Annotated in this window: 7 protein-coding genes; 5 read left to right on the top strand and 2 right to left on the bottom strand. The window is 70.3% G+C overall.

The annotated features are described in order from the left end of the window. Nucleotides 1-2 precede the first annotated feature (2 nt). The 5 genes from tssM to AC1DW3_RS25360 are packed head-to-tail and all read left to right on the top strand — an operon-like array spanning nucleotide 3 to nucleotide 6967. On the top strand, nucleotides 3-3545 hold the full coding sequence (gene tssM, locus AC1DW3_RS25380) for a type VI secretion system membrane subunit TssM (RefSeq protein WP_477936105.1): 3543 nt from the start codon (nucleotides 3-5) through the stop codon (nucleotides 3543-3545). Next, complete coding sequence (tagF, locus tag AC1DW3_RS25375) at nucleotides 3542-4168, top strand: type VI secretion system-associated protein TagF (protein ID WP_477936103.1); 627 nt, start codon at nucleotides 3542-3544, stop codon at nucleotides 4166-4168. The genes tssM and tagF overlap by 4 nt, the downstream gene beginning before the upstream one ends. 8 nt (nucleotides 4169-4176) lie before the next feature. Then, nucleotides 4177-5931: a type VI secretion system contractile sheath domain-containing protein gene (locus AC1DW3_RS25370; RefSeq protein ID WP_477936101.1), complete on the top strand. Its 1755-nt coding sequence runs from the start codon at nucleotides 4177-4179 to the stop codon at nucleotides 5929-5931. 20 nt (nucleotides 5932-5951) lie between these two features. Beyond that, the gene (locus AC1DW3_RS25365; protein WP_477936099.1) at nucleotides 5952-6230 is read left to right on the top strand and encodes a hypothetical protein; all 279 of its coding nucleotides are present in this window, start codon (nucleotides 5952-5954) and stop codon (nucleotides 6228-6230) included. Beyond that, nucleotides 6227-6967 (top strand): hypothetical protein, encoded by a 741-nt coding sequence (locus tag AC1DW3_RS25360; RefSeq protein WP_477936097.1) that lies wholly within the window; start codon nucleotides 6227-6229, stop codon nucleotides 6965-6967. Before AC1DW3_RS25365 ends, AC1DW3_RS25360 begins: the two co-directional genes overlap by 4 nt. Before the next feature lie 62 nt (nucleotides 6968-7029). Here the strand turns inward: AC1DW3_RS25360 and AC1DW3_RS25355 are convergent, their stop codons facing one another. Next, nucleotides 7030-8436 carry a caspase family protein gene (locus AC1DW3_RS25355; RefSeq protein WP_477936095.1) on the bottom strand — a complete coding sequence of 469 codons (1407 nt, stop codon included), beginning with the start codon at nucleotides 8434-8436 and terminating at the stop codon, nucleotides 7030-7032. A gap of 8 nt (nucleotides 8437-8444) precedes the next feature. Next, nucleotides 8445-19736 carry a two-partner secretion domain-containing protein gene (locus AC1DW3_RS25350; RefSeq protein WP_477936094.1) on the bottom strand — a complete coding sequence of 3764 codons (11292 nt, stop codon included), beginning with the start codon at nucleotides 19734-19736 and terminating at the stop codon, nucleotides 8445-8447. Nucleotides 19737-19851 lie beyond the last annotated feature (115 nt).

Below are 19851 nucleotides of genomic sequence, written 5' to 3'. Positions count from 1 at the left end.
TCATGAAGAAATTCCTGTCCATCCTGTTCCACCCGATCACCCTCGGGATCTTCGGCCTGCTCGTCATCTCGGCCCTGGTCTGGTGGGTCGGCCCGCTGATCGCCTTTGGCGAGCACCGTCCGCTGGACACCAGCTTCGCGCGCTGGATCGCGCTGGCCGTCGTCTGGCTGCTGGGCGGCCTGCGCCTGGTCTGGACGCAGATGCGCCGCCGCCGCATCAATGCCGCCCTCGTCAAGGGCATGGGCGGCGGCCCCTCGGCCTCTGCCAAGGAAGAGGCGGTGCTGCAGGAGCGCYTCACTCAGGCCCTGACGTTGCTGAAGAAGGCACCGGGCACCAAGAAGGGCCTGTTCGGCGGCAACTCGCTCTATGACCTGCCCTGGTATGTCTTCGTTGGCGCGCCGGGCTCGGGCAAGACGACGGCGCTGCTGAATGCCGGCCTGAACTTCCCGCTGACGGAGAAGCTCGGCCAGGCCAGCGTGCGCGGCGTCGGCGGCACGCGCAACTGCGAATGGTGGTTCAGCGACGAGGCCGTCCTCATCGACACCGCCGGCCGCTACGCGACGCAGGACTCCGACAAGGAGACCGACGCATCGGCCTGGAACACCTTCCTCGACCTGCTGCGCAAGGCGCGCCCGCGCCGCCCCATCAACGGCGTGCTGCTGACCATCAGCGTGCAGGACCTGCTGGCCCTGCCGCCCGAGCAGCGCAAGGAGCAGGCCTCGCGCATGCGCGGCCGCATGCAGGAGCTGCAGCAGCGCCTGGGCGTGCGCGCACCGGTCTATGTGATGGTCACCAAGTGCGACCTGCTGGCCGGCTTCAACGAGACCTTCGGCCCGATGGGCAAGGAGGACAGAGACCAGGTCTTCGGCTTCAGCTTCCCGGTGGCGATGGCACCCGGCGAGGCCACGCTGGCCAATTTCGGCAGCGAGTTCGCGTCGCTGGAGAAGCGCCTGCGCGAGCGCCTCATCGAGCGCATGGAGGCCGAGAGCGACACCCTCAAGCGCGCCACCATCTTCGCCTTCCCGCAGCAGTTCGGCGGCCTCAAGGGCCTGCTGGGCGGCTACCTGGAAACCGTCTTCGGTGGCAGCGGCGCGCTGGATGAATCCCCGCGCCTGCGCGGCATCTACTTCACCAGCGGCACGCAGGAAGGCACGCCCATCGACCGCGTGCTGGGCGCACTGGCCCGCACCTTCGGCGTCGAGCGGCGCCTGACGCCACCGGCCGCCGCCAAGGGCCGCAGCTATTTCCTCAACCACCTGCTGCGCAAGGTCGTCTTCGTCGAGCAAGGCCTGGTGGGGCAGAACGCCCAGGTCGAGCGCCGCAGCGCGCGCCTACGTCTGGCAGGCTTCGTCACGCTGGCCCTCGTCACGCTGACGCTGGTGGTCGGCTGGGGCTTCAGCTATTTCGGCAACCAGCGCTACATCGCCGACATCGAGGCCAAGCTGCCGGCGCTGAAGGACACCATCACCGCCCTGCCGCCCACCAGCGGCAGCGACCCCTCCGCCCTGCCCGAAGCCCTGGCCGCCATCCGCGACGCGGCCCAGCCCCCGGGTTTCGCGCTGAACGACCCGCCACTGTCGCTGGGCTTCGGCCTCTTCCAGGGTGACAAGCTCGACGCCGGCGCCCAGGTCTCCTACCACCGCCTGCTGCAGCGCGGCCTGGCGCCGCGCGTCGCGGCGCGCCTGGAGGAGAGGCTGCGCACCGCCAACCGCGACAACCTTGAGTTCGCCTACGAGTCGCTCAAGGCCTATCTGATGCTCTACACACCCGAGCATCTGGACAAGCCGGGCCTGCAGGCCTGGGTGGGCCTGGACTGGGACGCCAACCTCGAAGGCAGCCTCGGCGCCGAGAAGGTGGCGCTCTTGAAGAACCACCTCGACGCGCTGCTGTCGCGCGGTGCCTTCGAGGTGGCCCAGCCGATGGACAAGACGCTGGTGGCCAGCGTGCGCGAGATGCTGGGCGCCTACCCGCTCGAGTACCGCATCTTCAGCCGCCTGCGCCGCGCCCAGATCGACGGCGACCTGCCGCCCTTCACGGTGGCCGCCGCCGCCGGCCCGCAGAGCCCCAACGTCTTCGTGCGTGCCAGCGGCCTGCCGCTGACCCAGGGCATCCCGGGCATGTTCACCAAGGACGGCTACAAGAAGGCCTTCCAGACCTCGGTGGACAAGACCGCCAAGCAGCTCGCCGAGGAAGAGGAATGGGTGCTGGGCACCAACCCCGCGACGGCCAAGCGCCAGGCGGCGGACAAGACCCTGGTCGAGCGCGTGCGCCGCCTCTACCTGGAGGAATACGTCAAGGTCTGGGACAACTACCTCGCCGACGTGCGCCTCGTGAAGCTCAACGGCCTGGACCGCGGCATCGCCGTGTCGCGCCTGGTGTCGGCGGTGGACTCGCCGCTGGCCGCCTTCCTGCGCGCCGCGTCCAGGGAGACGACGCTGATCGACCCGGTCACGAACGACAACAGCATCAACAAGGAACTCAACAAGCGCGCCGACGATGCCGTCTTCGCCAAGGGCGGTGAGCTGGCCCGCCTGGCCGGCAACCAGGCCAAGGCGCCGACGTCCATCTCACGCGACGGCCCGCTGGAGAAGATCGTCGACGACCACTTCGCCGCGCTGCGCCGCCTGGTGACCGGCACGCCGCCGCCGCTGGACGACGTGATGAAGATGTTCAACGAGGTCTATGTGCAGCTCAGCGCCGTGCAGGAAGCCTTGAAGAGCAAATCGCCGCCGCCCGCCGGTGGCGGTGGCGGCAAGCTCAAGGCCGCCGCCGGCCAGCAGCCCGAGCCACTGCGCGGCGCACTGGAGGCGCTGGCCGAGGCATCGGACAACCAGAGCCGCCTCGTCGAGCGCCAGAGCCTGACCGGCGAGCTGCAGCCCGTCAGCGAGTTCTGCTCGCGCGCCATCGCCGGCCGCTATCCGGTGGCGCAAGGCTCCAAGGTCGACGTGCTGCCCGAGGACTTCGGCCAGTTCTTCGCCCCCGGCGGCATGATGGACGACTTCTTCACGCGCAAGCTCAGCCCGCTGGTGGACGTCGGCACCAACCCCTGGAGCTTCCGGCCCACGGGGGACGGCAGCAAGCCGGTCTCGCCGGCGGCCCTGGCCGACTTCCAGCGCGCCACCCGTATTCGCGAGGTCTTCTTCCGCGGCGGCGGCAAGGCCCCGGCCTTCCGCGTCGACGTGCGCGTGCTGGAGCTGAACGACGGCCTGAAGGAGTTGACGCTGGACATCGACGGCCAGGTCAGCAAGTTCACCGCCGGCAGCAACCAGGCCGTCAGCCTGCAATGGCCGGGCGCGCGCTTGAGCTCGCAGATCAAGCTCAGCGGCCAGCCCGGTGGCACACCCATCACCTTCGATGGCCCCTGGGCGCTGTTCCGCCTCTTCGACCGCTTCGAGGTGCAGGGCTCGCCCCAGCAGCCCGAGCGCTTCGTCGTCGTCATCAACCTGGATGGCCACCGCGCCCGCCTGGAAGTGACGGCCAGCAGCGTCTTCAACCCCTTCCGGCTGCGCGAGCTGCAGCAGTTCCGCTGCCCGGGGGCGCTGTGAGTGCGGTCGCGGGTTGGTACGGCAAGTTGCCAGCACTCGGTGACTTTGCTTCGCGCCGCCTCACGCCCGAGTGGATCGCGCAATGGGACGGCTGGCTGGCCGCCGGCCTGCACCAGCTGCGCGTGGACGCACCGGACACCTGGCTGAACGACTACCTCGCCAGCCCGGCCTGGCGCTTCGCGCTGCTGCCGGGCTGCCTGCCCGAATCCGCAAATGGGGGCTCGGGCGAAGGCCTGCGCGTCGGCGTGCTCGTGCCGTCGGTGGACCGCGTGGGCCGCTACTTCCCTCTCGTCGTCGTCAGCGCGCCGCTGCCGCGACCGGTCGACGGCGCCCAGGTCGCGGCGCTCTGGCAGTGGGCGGGGCAGTTGGAAGAGATCGCCGTCCAGGCCCTGCAAGACGACTGGAGCGCCGAGGCCCTGGACGCGGCCCTCGCCAACGTGCCTCTGCCGGCTCTGCACGCTGCCGAAGCCGCCGTGCCCGCCGCGTTGGCCGGGCTGCTCAGCCAGGCCGCGTGGGACGGCCTGCAAGGCTGCTCCCTGTGGCTGCACGACAGCACCGATCCCAGCGTGCAGCCCGCCCTGCCCAGCGGCGCTGCGTTCGCTGCCCTCTTTCGACCTCACTGAGTAGCCCCATGCCCCACAGCGACTGGACCCCGAACTACGGCGACCTCGACACCACGCCGCCCAGCTGGGCGGCCAAGCGCCCGGTGCGCGTGGCACTGCTGGGTGACTTCGGCGCGGGCGCCGCGGCCGGCCGCCTGGACAGCGGCGACGACCTGGCGCGCCGCAAACCACGCAGCGTCGAGTTCGACTCCCTGGAAGACTGGCTGGGCCAGCAGGACATCACGCTGAGCCTGCCCATCGGTGCCCACGGTGCCCCCGTCGAGATCGCGCTCAGCGACCTGGAGTCATTCCACCCGGACACGCTGTTCCGCGAGTTGGACCTCTTCAAGAAGCTGGGCGATCTGCGCAAGCGCCTCAACAACACGGCCACGTTCGAGAAGGCCGCGGCGGAGGTCGCCAAGCTCAGCGGCACGAAGAAGAAGGCTTCGCGCGCCGGCCGCGGCGTGCGCGCCCGCGGTGCTGCGCCATCGGCCGGCGCCAAGCTGGACGACTTCGCCCGCCTGACCGGACGCGCGAGCGTGCCCGCGAGCGGTGGCGGCATCGACGCGCTTCTGCGCGATGTCATCGGCCCCTTCGTCGTGCTGTCGGCCAAGCCCGAGAAGGCGGGTCTCTTGAACACGCTGGACGCGGCAATCGCCGACGGCATGCGCGCCGTGCTGCATCAGCCCGACTTCCAAACCACCGAGTCGTTGTGGCGCGGCGTGGACTTCCTGTTGCGCCGCGTGGAGACCGGGCCGATGCTGCAGGTCCACCTCATCGACATCAGCGCCGAAGAGTTTGCCGCCGACCTGAGCGCCGATGACGACCTGACCAACAGCGGCCTGTACCGCCTGCTCGTCGATCAGCCCAGCCAGTCCAAGGATGGCGGCTACACCTACATCGCCGGCCTCTACCAGTTCGAGGCCACGCCGCCGCACACCGAGCTGCTGGGCCGCATGGCCAAGATCGCCAACGCCGCCGGCGCGAGCTTCTTCACCGCGATGGCGGTGGACGATCTCGCCAACCCCAAGAAGCCGCCTCATCCGCTGGTAGCCGAAGCCCTGGAGGCACTGAAGGCGCTGCCCGAGGCCAAGCGCCTCGTGCTGCTGGGCCCGCGCTTCCTGCTGCGCCACCCCTATGGCAAGCGCAGCGACCCGATCTCGTCATTCGCCTTCGAAGAGTTCACGATGGCCGATGGCCTGGGCGGCATGCTGTGGGGGCACCCTGCACTGCTTGCGCTCACCGCGTTGGCCGGTCAAGGCGGCACGCCGACGGTGACCGACCTGCCGTTCCACTTCTACGTCGATGCCGACGGCGACAGCACGGCCCTGCCCTGCACCGAACGCTTCATGTCGACGACTGCAGTGGCGGCACTGAGCAGCTGGGGCATCGGCGCACTGGTGGCCCACAAGGGCGAACCCAGCGTGCGACTGTCGGGTCTGACCGGTATCGCAGCTGCAGGTGCGGCGTCCAAGGCAGGCGCGCGCGCGGGCATCGAGATGAGCGTCAAGTCCAAGCTCGCCGAGCCCGAAGAGCGCAGTAGCTCACGGCGTGCGGCGGCCGGCGATGACGATGCGCCCGGTTCGGGTGACGACAGCAGCGATACCGACGACCTGCTGGCCGGCCTGGGTGGCTCCGGCAGCGATCTCGACGCGCTGCTGGCCGGCCTGGGCGGCGACGACAGCTCTTCTTCAGGCGATGCCGATGTCGCAAGCGACAGCGCCGCATCGTCTGATGACAGTATGGACATCGATCTTGACGCCTTGTTGAAATCATTGGGCTGAAGCCCTGAAAGGGAGACCGTATGGACGCCCTGCTCACCGAAACGAATTGGAAGGCCAAGGGTCTGCCGCTGTGCCTGATCGAGGAGAAGCCCAAGGCCGGGGACAAGAAGCTCCACGCCCTGTGCAAGACCTCGCCGGGCGACATCGCCCAGAACCTGGAAACACCATCCAGCCGCCCTGGAACTCCTGCCGCCCCTGATCTATGGCGGCCCGCTCGCGGGTCTCCAGCACGATGGCGGGGCGCAATGCCCGCCCCTATTTGCCCTCAACTGCAACTTCAAAAGGGACCTCAAAGATGAAAGCCGGATTCAAGCCCAAGCTGTGGACCAAGAAGGAATGGCTGGATGCCGACCCTTCTGACAAGACCAAGGGGTGCGGCGTCGAGGCGGCGCTGGACGAGTGGCAGAAGAACTGCAAGGGCGCGTTCGCGAGCATGAAACCGGAGGAGGCCGCCAAGGCCTCGATGACCGCGCACAAGCTCTCCGAGGTGTTGACCAAGGCCAGCAAGAAGTGCGACCCCAAGGCCCAGAAGGAAACGCTGATGGGCATCAACGAGTACAAGAAGCGCGCCGACGACTATGCCCATCTCGCCAAGCTCGCGGCGGTGGCCTTGGTCAACCGACAAAAGTTCAACTCCAGCATGACAGGCATAGACCCGGTCATGCAGGATAAGGACGCGGCGGCGCTGTTCAAGAAATATGCCGAGAAGGCGCAGATCTGGCCCGCCGCGCACACGCTGCAACTGTTCGAGCAGAAAAAGTACGAGGAGGCCGTAAGTCTGTACGGTGGCAAGAGTGGCAACGACGACGACTTCAACATCTCGCTCAACCACCTTGAGGTCTTGCGCGACACCTTCCGCAAAGAAGGCAAGGTCAGACATGAGCAGAAGGACATCCTGAGCGCCCTCCAAGCTGTTATCAAAAGCCAGAAGCAAATGCTCGGCGACGGGCGCATCTGGGAGAACCTCAAGTCCGGATCGGACTGGAAGAGCATGCTGAGCCAGCGCTTCCCGCTCAAGGAGTATCTGACCGCCTAGCAGCTGCGCGCGGCGGACCCCGGAGCGGGCGCTGCCGCCTCTCCGGCTGCCCCACTTCCATACTACTTGCGCACGTTGTCCAGATCCGGCGGCGGCGTGTAGCCCAGGTCGCGCGCGCGCGCCTCGAACTGCGAGGCCAGCAGCGGCTGGCCGGTGCTGCGGAAATGCAGGGCCAGCTCATAGCTGGCAATGCCGTTGCCCAGGGCCACGGCGAACTGCATCCAGCCCTCGTAGCGCGACTGCGTGGCTGACGCGCCGCCGCCGTAGCCACTGCCAAAGCTGGCACCACTGCCGCCGCCACGGAAGCGCCAGCCCATGCGGGCCGCCGCGTCCTTGTCGCCGCGGCCACAGCGCAGCAGGTCCTGGCGCTGCTCGGCAGGCATGTCGTCACTGAAGGCGAAGGCCGCGCGATACAGGCGCACATCGTTGCGCTGCAAGGCCTTGAGGGCGCTGCGGGCGCCGTCCCGGGCCACCTGCACGCCGGGTGCAAAGGGGCTCTCGGGCTTGGCCTTCAGGAAGGCCTCGGCCACCTGCAGCACCTCGGCCGGCCAGGCCAGCTTCTCCAGCCTCTTCAGCTCGGCTTCCTCGTCGATGTCGGGCACGGCCGGCGCGGGCGCGCCGGCGCGCTTGGGCTCCACGTTCAAGCGCACGCGGGTGTGGTCGGCGATGAAGGGGTCCTGGGCCAGCTGGCGGATGGCGGCCACGGGATGGTTGAGCATGGTCTCGCGCACATCGCTGCGCACCAGCTGCATCAGCTCGGGGAAGGTCGTCTGGTCGGACACGCTGCCCATCAGCTTGACGAGGGACCCCGTGTAGAAGGTGTTCTGCGTCTCGACGGCCGGCGCGATGGCCGGCTTGCCGGCGCCGGTGGAGAACGTGATGAGGCAGCCCGGGGGCGCCTCGACCTGGTTCAGGCCCACCAGCTCACCGGCGCGCAGGCCGGTGCGGCAGGCGTCGACGACGGCGATGACCATGCCGTCGCGGCGCGGTGGCAGGCGGCGCACCACGTCGGTCAGCAGCTGCACGCTGCCGGTCTGCAGCAGCTCGCCCTTGGCGGAAGGGTTGAGGCCGGCAGGCAGCAGCAGGTTGGACGCATCGACCTGCACGCCATGACCGCTGAAGTAGAAGAACACGGTCGCATCCGCCGGGCTGGCGGCGGCTTCGGCGATGAAGACTTCCAGCGCGCGGCGCGCCGCCGGCAGGTCCAGGTCCAGCGCCGACGTGACCTTGAAGCCGCGCCGCTCCAGCACGGCCTCCAGATCGCGCAGGTTCTTCGGGATGGGCGGCAGGTCGAAGGGCTGCGGATAGTTGCGGTTGCCCAGCAGCAGGGCCAGGCGGATCTCGGTGCTCGGCAGCGGCTCGGCAGCGACCGCCTCGGCCATCGGCAGCAAGGGCGCAGCCAGGCCGCCAAGCAGCGAACCGCACAGATGGCGGCGGGGCAGGGAGACGGTGGAGTCGGGAGGGGTCATGGCGCCAACTACTTGCAGCTGAGGACGGGCCGGGATGCGGGATCGCATTGCTCGGGCGGTTTCGCGCCTTCGCTGCCCTGGGTGGACGGCCGGCCGGGGCCGACCTCGGCGATGACGCCGGAACGCAGGCGCACCGTCACGTTCTCGGTGCGCACAGTCTCCTGGAAGCGGGCACGGCGGGCGTCCTCGGCGTCGCCGTTGATGGAGGACAGGGCTCCGGAGGCCGCCGGCGTCAGCGGCAAGACACCGTTATAGACCACCGGGATCTCCGTTGCCTGACTGGCCCCATCGTGGAAGAAGCGATAGGCCGGGCCGCCCGTGCTCGGCTGGCTGCCGACCTTGGGGCCGACGAGCACGACGGCGGTGGACCCTTGCGCGCCGGCCTTGGGCAGCACGGCCACATAGCCGGCGTTGGGGCCCGTCGTTCGGTTGCCGGTTTCGGTGCTGCCGACCTGGATCTGGATGGGCTGGCCGTTGACGGAGCCGAAGCTGCCGGGCGTGCCGAAGGCGCCGGGCGCCAGCTCCAGCGTCATGCCAGGTGCCGACAGGGCCTTGCCGAGCACGATCTCGTCGAAGGGCATGCGGGCGACGAGCTTGGCGTCGCCGGCGCTGGCGAGCTGGTCGGCGCGGATGTAGACGAGGTCGGCCTCGATGCCGTTGCCGCCCACCATCACCTGCTGGCCGGACACGCGCACCTCGGACTGCACGGCCTGTGCGCCCTTCGCGTTCGGCACCCAGGCCGTGTTGAAGCCGGCGCCGCTGAGCACCGAGAGCTGGCCCTTGAAGCTGTTGCCGTCCTGGGCCAGGCGCACCGAGCCGCCGCCGCTGGCCTGCACCTCCAGCCTGGCGCCCTCGGCCACGCTGATGGTGCTGGCGCTGCCCTGCTGCACGGTGGCCTCGGCGATGGCCAGCGGCTGGCCGGCGACCGGCACCTGGGCCGTGCCCAGCAGCGTGGCCTTGGCGTCGTCCGGCGCGGCCTTGGCCACCAGGGCCAGGCTGCCGCCACTGAGCTGCAGCTTGCCATTCAAGGCCAGGCGATCGGCCTCGATGCGACCGCCGCTCGACAGCGTCACGTCGCCGAGCTGCAGGCTGTCCTTGACCGTCACCAGGGCCTGGCCGCCGCTCAGGCCCAGCGGGGCGCCGGCGAACTGGTTGTTGCTGCGGCTGGCGTCGATCAGCGTGCCGGACAGCGTCAGGCCGGCGCCACTGGCCAGCGTCAGGCTGCCGGTGTAGACCTGCTCGGCCTTGGTGGTCAGGTTGCCGGCCAGCTTCACGCTGCCGGCCGCCTGCAGCGAGGCGATGGTCTCGTTGCCCCCCAGCTGCAGCTGGGCGCCGGCGGCGACCTGCACCGAGCTGGCATCGGAGAGGCGCTCGGCCGCCGTCGTGATGAGGCTGCCGCCCAGCACCTGGGTGGCGCCGCTGTAGTTGTTGGCGGCGCTGTTCAGCGTCACCTGGCCCTGGGTGATGACGAGGCTGCCGCGGCCGCTGATGGCCTGGTCCAGCACCAGCGCATCGCTGCGTGACAGCCGCAGCTCGCCCTGGTTCTGGATCTCGCCCGAACCCAGGGCGCCGTTGCCGCTCAGCTGCACGACGCCGGCTTCGATGGCGGTGGCGCCGCTGTTGCTGTGCGCGGCCGTCAGCGTCAGCGTGCCAGCGCCCTGCTTGATGAGGCCGCCACTGCCGCTCACCGCCCCGTCGAAGCGGCTGTCGGCGCCGTCGGCACCGGCGGCCAGGCTGGCGCCATTCAGCACCAGGGCACCGTTGCCGCTCAGCGAGGCGACGGTCTGGCGGGCATTGGCCTGCACCTGGCCCGGAGCCTCGATGACGAGGGCGCTGGCACCGGCCAGTGCCTGCGCCATGTCCAGCACCAGTGCGCCGCCCTGCACCCGCGTGCTGCCGGTGAAGAGGTTGGCGCCGCCCAGCGTCAGGCTGCCGTTGCCCGCCTTGGTGAGGCCACCGCTGCCGGCCATGACGCCGTCGAAGCGGCTGCTGCGGCCACTCGCACCGACGGCCAGCGTGTGGGTGTTGAGCTGCACCTGGCCGCTGCCGCTGAGCGCGCCGAGGTCGATGTTGGTCAGCAGCTCCAGCGTCGCGCCGCCGGTCACGTCGACGCCAGCCGTGGTCGGCACGACGGGCACGACTGCCGCGCCGGCGGCCAGGGGCCGCGCGCCGACGGCACCTTCGAGCTGCAGCGTGCCGGCCTTGCCGGCGAGGTCGCCAGCCAGCGTGTTGTGACCGGCCAGCGTGAAGACGCCCGCGCCCAGCTTGGCCAGGCCGCCGCTGCCGGTGATGTTGCCGTCCCAGCGCGTGCTGCTGCCATTGCTGCCGACGCCGAGCAGGGGCGCCTGCACGTCCACGGTGCCGGCGCCAGCCAGCGAACCGAGGTTGAGGCTCTGCTGCACCGTCAGCGTCGCGCCGCTGTCCACGCTCACGGCCGTGACGCCGTTCAGCGCCGTCGCACTGGCGAGGACGAGCTCGCCGGCGGCCACGCGCGTGGTGCCGGTGTGGCTGCTGTCGCCGTTCAGCGTGAAGCGGCCGCTGCCGAGCTTGGTCAGGCCGCCGCTGCCGACGAGGCTGCCGCCGAAGCTGGTGCTGCGGCCATCGGCGCCGGTGGCGAGGGTGAAGCTGCCGAGTTCGACACGACCCGCACCGGCCAGCGAACCGGCGGTCTGGTCCGTGCCCAGGGCCAGCACCGCACCGGCGGCGAGTTGCACGGCACTGGTCGACGACAGCGCCCCCGCGCCGTTCGCGCGCAACGTGCCGGCGCTGATGTCGGTGACGCCGCTGTAGTGGTTGCTGCCGGTCAGCGTCAGCGTGCCGCTGCCGCCCAAGCCCAGGCCGAAGCCGGCGCCGCCGTCGCTGATGGCGCCGCTGACGGTCAGCCCGCCCGCGCCGGGCAGGAAGCGGGTGAAGGCCTGCAGCGTCAGCGCGCCGGCCAGCGTGCCGCTGCCCGAGCTGTTCAGCACGCTGCCGCCCAGGGCCAGCAGATCGGCGCTCATCGCGGCACCGTCGCGCAGGTCCAGTTGGCCCGCCGCGCCCAGTTGCACGGCGCCCGTGCCGGCCTGGGCCGCGGGCCCCTGCAGCACGACGGTGCCCGATTCGATGCGGGTGCCGCCGCTGTAGCTCTGCGCCGTCGTCATCGTCAGGCTGCCGCTGCCGTTCATGACGAGCTCGCCATTCCCAGACAGCGGCCCCAGCAGGCTGATGGCGCCGGCGCCGCCGAGTTCGAGCCGCGTGGACACGCTGCTGGCGTTGATGGTGTAGTCGCCCAGGCTGGCCAGGCTGGCGGTGCCGGCGCTGGCGATCGTGAAGCTGGGCAGCTGGTTGTCGGGGTGGGTCAGCGTGATGTCGCCGCTGCCGGCCTTCAGCGTCGTCAGGCCCGACACGATCAGCGCGCCGCTCTGCTTGATGGCAGCGCCCGTCGCGGCGGTATCGGCCATCAGGCCGCCATAGTTGCCACCGCCGAGGTCCAGCGTGCCGGCGGCGGTGATGTCGAGCTGGGCCGCATCGCCGCTGACCTGGATGCCGTCGTGGCGCGTGGCATCGCCATCGCGCAGCTGCACGCGGCCGAAGCTGCCGCCGCCTTGCGCCTTCAGCTCGACGCGATTGAAGTCGTTGCCCGCGCCCTTGCTGGCCATGTCGACGGGCACGGCCGTGCCGCCATTGGCGATCAGCGTCATCAGGCCGCTGACCTCCAGCGGCCCGGTCAGCACGATGCCCTTGGCCGCGCCAGCGGTCAGCGTCGTGCTGTGGCCGCCGCCCAGCGTCAGCACGCCGCCGCTGTTGAGCGTCAGCGTCTTCACATCGCCGCTGAAGCTCAGGTCCAGCGCGCTGCTGATGTTGGCGCCGGTGAAGCTGCCTCCGTTCACGCCGCGCATAGTGATGCCACCCAGCAGCTGGTTGCCCGACTGGTCCAGCACCAGCGTCGCCTGGCCGCCGTCGGCGACGAAGTTGGCGATGCCGTTGACCGTCATCACCGCGGACTGGCTGATCTTGCTGCCGCGCGTGGTGGCCGTGAGCTCGCCGCTCGCCGTGCCGCCGCCCAGGTCGAGATCGCCGCCGGCACTGACCTTGAGGTCGCGCACCGCGAAGCTGCCCAGGTGCAGCGCGCCGCCGTTGGCCAGCGTCGCGTCGCGGCCCACCAGGCTGACCGCGCCGGTGAAGGCGTTGCCCGCCTCGGCGAGATCGATGTTGGCGCTGCCGGCGTTCAGCGTGGACACGCCGGCCACGCTCAGGCCGCCGGACGCTTGCGTGATGCCGGCGCCGCTGGCATTGAGGTCGCCGCCCACCGACCCCGTGCCCAGGCGCAAGCCACCGCCGGAGGAAGCCGACAGCCCCGCCACATTGAGGCTGCCCAGGTTCAGCGCCGCGCCGCTGGCGATGACGGTGGCGCCACCCCGCAGGTCCACGCTGCCGGCGAAGCTGTTGCCGGCCGAGCCCAGCGAGATGGGCGCACTGCCGGCGTTCAGGTTGGTCGTGCCGGTCACCGACAGCGCGCCCGACTGGCTGATGGCACCGCTGCTGACGGCCGTCAGCGTGCCGCCAACGGCGCCGCTGCCGAGGTCCAGCGTGCCCGTGACGCTCAGCGTCAGGCCCGCGGTGGACAGCGTGCCCAGGCGCAGATTGCCGGCGTTCGTGATCGAGCTGGTACCACCACTCAGGTTGACGCTGCCGTTCAGGTGATTCGCCTGCGTCATCGTGATGCCGGTGCTGGCCTGCAGCGTCGCATTGCCCGCGACGGTCAGGCCACCGGCGATCTGCGTGATGGAGCCGCCCAGGGCCTTGGCGGTCAGGGCACCGCTGAGGGTGCCGCTGCCCAGCACGATGCTGCCGTTGCTGGTGGCGTCCAGGCTGTTGAAGCTCAGCGTGCCGAAGTTCAGGCTGGGCTGGTTGAAGATGGTCACCACATTGCCGGTCAGGCTCAGGGCGCCAAGAAGCTGGTTGCCGCTGTTGGACAGCGTGATGTTGCCGCTGCCCGAAGTGAAGGCCGCCGCGCCGTTCACGTGCAGGGCCCCGGTCTGGCTGATGGCGCCATTGCCGCTGTGGGCGACGAGATTGCCGGCCACATTGCCCTGGCCCAGGTTCAGCGGACCGGAGGCGTTCACGGTCAGCTGGCTGACCGCCATATTGCCCAGGGTCAGGCCGGCCGAGGTCCGCACCTGCGCAACCCCGCCCTTCAGCGTGACGACGCCGCCCAGCTGGTTGCCGGCATGGCTGAGATCGATGTCGCCCGTGCCCGCGTCGACCTTCAGGGCGCCGCTCATGCTGAGGGCCGAGGTCTGGCTCACATTGCCGCTGGCCTTCAGGTCCAGCGAGGTGACGGCGACGCTGCCGAGCGCGAGATTGCCGTTGCCGCTGAGCTGGCTGACCCCGCCGGTCAGGCTGACCGCGCCGCCCCAGCTGTTGCTGACATTGGCCAGCGTGATGGCCGCGCCGCCGGCATTGAAGTTGGCGGTACCGCTCACGCTCACCGAGCCGGCGACCTGGTTGATCAGGCCGGTGCTTTGCGCGCTCAGGTTGCCGTTGATGCCGACCGCGCCCAAGGACAGCGCGCCCAGGGTGCGCAGTTGCGTCGTGCCGCCGGTCAGCTCGACCGTGCCGCCCAACTGGTTGCCGCTGTTGCTGAGGTCGATGGTCGCGCTGCCGGCATTCACCTTCAGGGCGCCGCTCATGACGAGGGCCGAACTCTGGCTCACCGCGCCGTTGGACTGAAGCTCCAGCGAATTGACATTGACGCTGCCCAGCGCGACGGCACCGGCGCCGCGCAGCTTGGCCGTGCCGCCGGTCAGGCCGACCGCGCCGCCCCAGTTGTTGGTCGATTCGTCCAGCGTGATGGCCGCGCCGCCGGCACTGAAACTCGCGTTGCCGCTGACGTTCAGGCCCGCCGCGGTCTGCGTGATCGCACCGCCGCTGTGGACGACCAGGCTACCCGTGATGTTGGCCAGGCCCAGGCCGACGCCATGCAGGGTGGTCAGCTGCGTGTCACCGCCGCGCAGGGTCACATCGCTCCGCAGGTCGTTGCTCGCCCCCATCAGCGTGATGGTCTGGCCACCGGCGTTGAAGTTGCTCGCGCCCAGCACGGTGATGCTGCCGAGGCTCTGGTTGATCGTGCCGCCGGTGCTCTGCACGTCGAGGCTGCCGCTGGCGGTGATGTCATGGCCCAGCGTGACCGACTGGCCGCGCAGCGTGACGTTGCCGCCGTGCAGCGTACCGAAGGTCGCGAACGGTCCGCTGCGGCTGGACAGCGTCAAGGCGGCGGTGCCGGTGTCGATGTCGCCCGTGCCGCTGGGCAGGTAGAGCACGCCGCCGGCATCCAGCACCAGGGCCTGGTTGGGCAGCACCTGGTTCAGCGAGAAGAGACGCAGGTCGTGCAACGTCGTCAAGGTGACGGCCGTGCCCGTGACCGTGACATCGCCCTGCAGGTCGTTGTTCGGATCGCCGAGGGTGATGACCGCGCTGCCCGCGTTCAGCGTCGTCGTGCCGGCCACGGTCAGCGCGCCGGTCTGGGTGATGGCGCCCTGAGTGGTGATGCTGAGATTGCCCGTGCTCGATGTACCGAGCGTCAGGGCGCTGTTGCCGAACAGCGTGCTGTCGGCGCCCATGAGGCTGACCGCATTGCCGAAGTGATTGGCCGGCTGGTTCAGCAGGATGGTCGAGCTGCCGGCCGAGACCGTGGTCGTGCCGGCGACGCTGAGGCGGCCACCGGTCTGGGCCACACCGCCCGAGTTGGTCGTCAGCTTGAGCCAGCCGCTGGCGGTGACGTCGTGGCCCAGGCTGAGACCGGTGTCGGCCGTCAGCGAGATGTTCTTGCCGTTCAGCGTGCCGAGCACGCTGAAGCTGCCACCGCTGGCCAGCGTCAGGTCGGCACTGCCGGTGTCGAGATTGACGGAGGCGCCGAGGTTGAGGTTGCCCTGGGCCTGCAGGCTCAGGGCCTGGTTGGCCGCCAGCGTCAGGCCGGTGATGCTGAGGTTGCCCGCCGAGCTCAGGTCCAGCGATTGGCCAGTGATCTGGACGCCACCGATCCAGACGTTGCTGGCGGCGCTCAGGTTGACGGCTCCGCCGACATGGATGTCGGTGGTGCCGTTGACGGTCAGCCCCCCGGTCTGGCCCAGTGAGCCGCTCGTGCTGCTGACCAGCAACTGGCCCCCGACGCTGCCGGGCCCCAGCGTCACATCGCCACTCGTGGTGCTGATGTCCAGCTTGCCGACAGGGCTCAGGTTGCCCAGCGTGACGCTGCCGGTGCCCGAACTGAGCAGGGCATCGCCGCCCACTGCGAGCAGGGTCGCCCCCTGCACGATGTTGCCGCCCGCCGTGGTGGCCGCATCGACCGAAGCGACGCTGCCATGGCCCAGATCGAGTTGACCGCTTGCCGTGCGCGCCTTCAGCGTGCCGGTATTCAGCGTGCCCAGCGTCAGCGGGTTGCTGCCGCCATTGCGCAGGTCGGTGGCACCGGCCGTGATGTCCAGCGTGCCGCCCAGGTTGTTGCCGCCGTTGTTCAGCGTGACATTGCCGCCGGTGTTGAGGTCGGCACCACCCGTGACGCTCAAAGCGCCGGTCTGGCTCAGCGAGCCGCTGGTGCTGCTGAACTTGAACTGGCCGCCGACACCAATCGCGCCCAGCACGGCATTGCCGCTGCTGCTGGTGATGTCCAGATTGCCCGTGGTGCTGAGATTGCCCAGCGTGACGCTGCCCGCACCCGAACTGAGCAGGGCGACGCCACCCACCGCGAGGGCGGTCGCGCCCTGCACGATGTGGCCGCCCGCCGTGGTGGCGGCGTCCAGCGACGCGACGCTGCCCTGGCCCAGCGTGAGTTGGCCGCTGGCCGTGCGGGCCTTCAGCGCACCGGTGTTCAGCGTGCCCAGCGTCAGGTTGTTGCCGCCGCCGTTGCGCAGGTCAACGGTGCCCGCCGTGATGTCGAGGGAGCCACCCAGGTTGTTGCCGGCGTTGTTCAGCGTGACGTTGCCGCCGGTGCTGAGGTCGGCGCCAGCCGTCACGCTCAAGGCGCCGGTCTGGACCAGCGAGCCGCTGGTGCTGGCGAACTTGAGCTGGCCGCCCACGCTGCCCGCCAGCGACACATCACCACTGCTGGTGCTGAGGTCCAGCTTGCCCGTCGGGTTCAGGTTGCCCAGCGTGATGGCGCCTGCGCCCGAGCTGAGGATGGCATCGCCCCCGACCGCCAGGCTGGTGGCACCCTGCGCGATGTTGCCGCCCGCCGTGGTGGCGGCGTCCAGCGACGCGGCGCTGCCCTGGCCCAGCGTGAGCAGGCCGCTGCCGGTGCGGACCTTGAGGGTGCCGGTGTTCAGCGTGCCCAGCGTCAGCGGGTTGCTGCCGCCATTGCGCAGGTCGGTCGCGCCGGCGCTGATGTCGAGCGTACCGCCCAGGTTGTTGCTGGCGTTGTTCAGCGTGACCGTGCCGCCGGTGTTGATGTCGGCACCGCCCGTCACGCTCAGGGCGCTGGTCTGGCTCAGCGCGCCGCTGGTGCTGGCGAACTTGAGCTGGCCGCCGACGCTGACCACGCCCAGCGCGGCGTTGCCGCTGCTGCTGGCAATGTCCAGCTTGCCCGTGGTGCTGAGGTTGCCCAGCGTGACGCTGCCCGCCCCCGAGCTGAGGAGGGCGACGCCGCCGACTGCCAGGCTGGTGGCGCCCTGCACGATGTTGCCGTTTGCCGTGGTGGCCGCGTCCAACGAAGCGACGCCGCCCTGGCCCAGCGTGAGCTGGCCGCTGGCCGTGCGGGCCTTCAGCGCGCCGGTGTTCAGCGTGCCCAGCACCAGGTCGTTGCCGCCGCCGTTGCGCAGATCGGTGGTGCCGGCCGTGATGTCGAGCGTGCCCCCCAGGTTGTTGCCGGCGTTGTTCAGCGTGACGTTGCCGCCGGTGCTGAGGTCGGCACCAGCCGTCACGCTCAAGGCGCCGGTCTGGCTCAGCGCGCCGCTGGTGCTGGCGAACTTGAGCTGGCCGCCCACGCTGCCCGCCAGCGACACATTGCCGCTGCTGGTGGCGAGGTCCAGCTTGCCGACGGAACTCAGGTTGCCCAACGTGATGGTGCCGGCACCTGAACTCAGGACGGCATCAGCGCCGACCGCCAGGCTGGTGGCGCCCTGCGCGATATTGCCGCTCGTCGTGGTGGCGGCATCCAGCGACGCGACGCTGCCCTGGCCCAGCGTGAGCAGGCCGCTGCCGGTGCGGACCTTGAGGGTGCCGGTATTCAGCGTGCCCAGCGTCAGCGGGTTGGCGCCGCCATTGCGCAGATCGGTCGCGCCGGCGCTGATGTCGAGCGTGCCGCCCAGGTTGTTGCTGGCGTTGTTCAGCGTGACCGTGCCGCCGGTGTTGATGTCGGCACCGCCCGTGACGCTCAAGGCGCTCGTCTGGCCCAACGAGCCGCTGGTGCTGGCGAACTTGAGCTGGCCGCCGACGCTGACCACGCCCAGCGCGGCGTTGCCGCTGCTGGTGCTGATGTCCAGCTTGCCCGTGGGGCTGAGGTTGCCGAGAGTGACGTTGCCGACGCCCGAGCTGAGGGTGGCGGCGCCGCCGACCGTGAGGCTGGTGGCGCCTTGCGTGATGTTGCCGCCGCCGGTCGTCACGCTCAGCGCGCCGCTCAGGCTGCCGGAAGGCAGCGAGACATTGCCGCTGCCGCCGCTGGCATCGATGGTCAGCTTGCCGCTCTGCACCGTGCTCAGCGAGACGGTGCCCGAGCTGGTCACCGTCATGTCGCCACTGGTCACGGCGCCCAGCGAGACCGCGCCGGTGGCATTCACGTCCAGCTTGCCACCGTGGGTGTTGATGGTGCCCGCCGTGGTGTCGACGCTGGCCGCCTGCAGGCTGACGTCGAGCACCGTGCCGGTCGCGCGGATCTTGCCGTTGCTGGTGAAGCTGATCGCGTTCTGGGCGATCAGACTGAAGCTCGTGGCGGCGGTGGCGTGGATGTCACCATCGATGGAGATATTGCCGGCCTGGCTGCCATTGCTGCCGGTCTGCACGATGACGTTGCCGATGGCCAGCGCGTTGTTGAGCACGGTGACATCCAGCACCGCGCTGTTGTTGGCGGGCTCGAAGGGCGAAGGCCCCGTCACGTCGCCGCCGCCGCCGGCGGTGTCGGTGATGGTCAGGTTGTAGGGGTCGAGCAGCCACTGGCCGGCACGGCCGCGCGGCGCACTGACATCCACGCCGCCGCGCGGCATGTTGAGCAGCTCACGGCCCGAGGTCTCGACAAAGCCGCCGTTGCCGCCCAGTTGGCCACCGCGGGCCCAGACCTGGCCCAGCATGTCGGTGCGCTGATCGGCCCAGATGGCGACGCGACCGCCGTCGCCTTGTTCGGTGGCATCGGCACGCAACTCGACGCCGGCGCCGACGAAGGTGCGCTGTGCGTTGTGCGCCGTGCCCTCGCCATGGAAGCCACCGCCGACCTGGATGTCGCCGCCGCCGAGGCGACCCGATGCGTCCAGCCGGGCGCCGTCCAGCAGGCCCACGCGCTGGCCCAGCACCGTGATGCTGCCGCCCTGGTCGCCGCTCGCGTCCAGGCGGCCCTTCACCAGGGTGTCGCCCGCCGTGCCGCCGTCGATGACGATGCGCCCGCCCTGCTGGCTGAAGCCGCGGGCCTGCACGATGCCGTCCATGTTCAGCACCTGGCCGGCCGCGCCGGCGCGGGCCTGGGCGCGCAGTTCGGCGCTGCTCTCGGCCTGCACGCGGCCGTTGAACTTCAGTGCGACGTCGCGGTCGTCGTCGTTGCGCAGATTGAAGAGAACGAGGCCATCACCTTCGACGTCCACCTGCACCGTGCTGGCCGCACCCAGGCCGACGCGCCGCGCCGCGACGCTGCCGCCGACATGGAGTTGGGGTGCCACGAGGGCGACCGTGCCACCGGGCGCATTGATGCTGCCGTCGGCCTGCAGCGCGCCGGCAACCGGGCCGGCCGAGAAGCGGTAGCTGCCGGCCAGGAAGTGGGTGTCGGAAAGGTCCAGCGTGGACGCGACCAGGCCGCCGGCGTCCACCTGCGAGCCGCGGCCGAAGACGATGCCGCGCGGGTTGACGAGGAAGACGCGGCCGTTGGCCTGCATCTGGCCGAGGATGAGCGACGGGTCGCCGCCGACGACGCGGTTGAGCAGCACCGCGTTGACGCTGGGCTGCTGGATGCGCAGCGTCTCGCCCGCGGCGATGGAGAAGCTCTGCCAGTTGACGATGGCCTTGTCGCTGCCCTGCTGGATGAGCCCGGGGCTGAGTGCGACCTGGCCCTGCACGATCTGCGCGCCCTGCGGCAGCGCATGGGCCGCCGGATAGGCGGCCGCGAGGCATAGGGCAAGGGCCAAGGGCTGCAGACGGCGCAAGACCCCCGCGGGCCGCTCCCTAGCCGGCCCGCTCTGGCGATGTGCTTGCGGCTCGACGCCGCAAGCATCGGCGTCCCCTCGGGGGACCGACAGCACT

It is taken from the genome of Roseateles sp. P2_H4 (assembly GCF_056403315.1).
This window is presented reverse-complemented; position numbering and strand designations above follow the sequence as displayed.

Excerpts from the sequence above, each read along its gene's own strand:
- AC1DW3_RS25360 (WP_477936097.1), top strand. The coding sequence starts at position 6,227 with ATGAAAGCCGGATTCAAGCCCAAGCTGTGGACCAAGAAGGAATGGCTG.
- AC1DW3_RS25355 (WP_477936095.1), bottom strand. The coding sequence starts at position 8,436 with ATGACCCCTCCCGACTCCACCGTCTCCCTGCCCCGCCGCCATCTGTGC.
- AC1DW3_RS25370 (WP_477936101.1), top strand. The coding sequence starts at position 4,177 with ATGCCCCACAGCGACTGGACCCCGAACTACGGCGACCTCGACACCACG.
- AC1DW3_RS25365 (WP_477936099.1), top strand. The coding sequence starts at position 5,952 with ATGGACGCCCTGCTCACCGAAACGAATTGGAAGGCCAAGGGTCTGCCG.